This is a genomic window from Coprococcus sp. AF21-14LB (assembly GCF_003458885.1).
Taxonomy (GTDB): domain Bacteria; phylum Bacillota; class Clostridia; order Lachnospirales; family Lachnospiraceae; genus UBA9414.
This window is the reverse complement of the sequence record NZ_QRVX01000099.1, coordinates 1-2,725: the sequence shown is the minus strand read 5'-3', so window position 1 is coordinate 2,725 and position 2,725 is coordinate 1. Positions and strand designations below refer to the sequence as shown.

General features: G+C 53.8%; 2 protein-coding genes and 1 pseudogene. All 3 read left to right on the top strand.

What is annotated here, in order from left to right:
- A pseudogene (locus DWX73_RS13060) lies at positions 1 to 1,597 on the top strand (relaxase/mobilization nuclease domain-containing protein); the annotation flags it as partial.
- A gap of 184 nt (positions 1,598 to 1,781) precedes the next feature.
- Positions 1,782 to 1,994, top strand: coding sequence for a hypothetical protein (locus DWX73_RS13050; RefSeq protein WP_005927784.1), 213 nt, complete (start codon positions 1,782 to 1,784; stop codon positions 1,992 to 1,994).
- Positions 1,984 to 2,725 (top strand): phage replisome organizer N-terminal domain-containing protein (locus tag DWX73_RS13045; RefSeq protein ID WP_109215853.1); only part of this gene is annotated, 742 nt, incomplete at its 3' end. The genes DWX73_RS13050 and DWX73_RS13045, both read left to right, overlap by 11 nt.

Here is a 2,725-nt window from a genome sequence, read left to right as displayed (position 1 = left end):
CTAAAAATGCCGACTATGGCGCAGCGGAAGCCTACCTCACATTTGAGCATGACGAGTTTACCATGAAGCCCACCCTTGATGAAAACGGGCGGCTGATACCGAGGGAGGATTACCGCATTTCTTCCCTCAACTGCGGGGGCGAGGATTTCGCCGTTGCCTGTATGCGAGCCAATCTCCGCTATGAGAAAAACCAAAAACGGGAAGATGTGAAAAGCCACCACTATATCATCAGTTTTGACCCACGGGACGGGACAGACAACGGCTTGACCGTAGACCGGGCGCAGGAGCTGGGCGAGCAGTTCTGCAAAGAGCATTTCCCCGGACACCAAGCCTTGTATGCACCCACCCGGACGGGCATAACCACAGCGGCAATATCCATGTGCATATCGTCATCAACTCCCTGCGGATTTACGAAGTCCCGCTTCTGCCCTACATGGACAGACCAGCCGACACACGGGCGGGCTGCAAGCACCGCTGCACCAACGCCGCTATGGAATATTTCAAGAGTGAAGTCATGGAGATGTGCCACCGGGAGGGGCTTTACCAAATCGACCTCTTGAACGGCAGCAAGGAACGGATAACGGAACGGGAATACTGGGCGGCAAAGAAAGGGCAGCTTGCCCTTGATAAAGAGAACGCTGTCAGAGAAGCCGCAGGACAGCCGACCAAGCCCACCAAGTTTGAAACGGACAAGGCGAAGCTGCGCCGGACGATACGGCAGGCACTTTCCCAAGCTGGCAGCTTTGACGAGTTTTCTTCCCTTTTGCTGCGGGAGGGCGTAACTGTCAAGGAGAGCCGGGGGCGGCTTTCCTACCTCACGCCGGACAGGACAAAGCCTATCACAGCCCGGAAGCTGGGGGACGATTTTGACAAGGCTGCTGTCCTTGCCCTGCTCACGCAGAACGCCCACAGAGCCGCCGAACAGACCAAAGCCATACCCGAATACCCCCACACCCAAAAGGGACGCTTGCGGGAGGAAAAAGCCGCAAAAACCACCCCGGCAGACAACACCTTGCAGCGCATGGTTGACCGGGAAGCCAAGCGAGCCGAGGGCAAGGGCGTGGGCTATGACCGCTGGGCGGCAAAGCACAACCTAAAGCAAATGGCAGCTACTGTTACCGCCTATCAACAGTACGGCTTTTCTTCCCCGGAGGAACTGGACGAAGCCTGTTCTGCCGCTTATGCCGCCATGCAGGAAAGCCTTACAGAGCTGAAGCAGGTGGAAAAGACGCTGAACGGGAAAAAGGAGCTGCAACGGCAGGTGCTTGCCTATTCCAAGACCCGCCCTGTCCGGGACGGGCTGAAACAGCAGAAAAACGCCAAAGCAAAAGCAGCCTACCGACAGAAGCACGAAAGCGACTTTATCATAGCAGACGCAGCCGCCCGTTATTTCAAGGAGAACGGCATTTCCAAGCTGCCGAGCTATAAAGCCCTGCAAGCAGAGATTGAAGCCCTTATCAAAGAGAAAAACAGCGGCTACAACGATTACCGGGCAAAACGGGAGGAATACCGCCGCTTACAGACTGTCAAGGGCAATATCGACCAGATTTTACGCCGGGAGCGCAAGCCTGTGAAAAGGCAGGAACAGGAACGATAAAAACCACCCCAAAATGTACCCGAACCCATACAGAACAAGGGGGCTGCCCCGTACTCTACCCGCAATACCAAAGGATTTTTTAACGGGCTTACAGGGCAGAAAAACCCCGAAAATGATACCGAGATGATACAGAATTACCGTCGATACCGCCACACCAGCGGAAACGGCAGAAAGGAGCGCACCCATGCCAAGAATGAGCAAGAAACGGCGGCTGGAATGGTCTTTTTTCCTGCGGCAAGTAAAAGTCGGGAATACCACCTGCGACCGTATCACATACAACGACCTCTGCCGGGGCTGTACCCATAGCTGTAAGCAGAGCTTCCGGGCGGTTATCATACTTTGCCCCCGCTACTACTCCAAACGCCGGAAAAAGGAGGACAGGGACAATGGCAGATAACCGCAAGTATTACTACCTCAAGCTGAAAGAGAATTTTTTTGACAGCGACTCCATTGTGCTGCTGGAAGATATGAAAGACGGGATTTTATATTCCAATATCCTCTTGAAGCTGTACTTAAAATCTCTGAAAAACGGCGGGAAGTTGCAGCTTGACGAGCATATCCCCTACACAGCGCAGATGATAGCGACACTGACCCGCCACCAGATAGGGACGGTTGAAAGGGCTTTAGAGATTTTCCGGCAGTTGGGGCTTGTGGAGCAGCTTGACAGCGGGGCTTTTTATATGACCGATATTGAGCTGATGATAGGACAGTCCTCTACCGAAGCCGAGAGAAAACGGGCTGCAAGGCTGGAAAACAAGGCACTTTTACCGCCCCGGACAAAAGGCGGACATTTGTCCGACATTCGTCCACCAGAGATAGAGATAGAGTTAGAGAAAGAGATAGAAAAAGAGAGAGAGGGAGAAACGGGACACCCCGCCCCCGCCGCTTATGGCAGATACAACAATGTGATACTGACCGATACAGAGCTTTCCGGGCTGAAAACAGAGCTGCCCGACAAGTGGGAGTATTATATTGACCGGCTTTCCTGCCATATCGCTTCCACCGGGAAGCAGTACCAGAGCCATGCAGCCACCATTTACAAGTGGGCGCAGGAGGACGCTGCCAAAGGCAAGGCTGCCCCGAAACAGGGCATACCCGATTATTCATGTAAGGAGGGCGAGAGCTTAT

Coding starts and splice junctions, on each gene's coding strand:
- DWX73_RS13050 (WP_005927784.1), top strand. CDS start 1,782: ATGCCAAGAATGAGCAAGAAACGGCGGCTGGAATGGTCTTTTTTCCTG.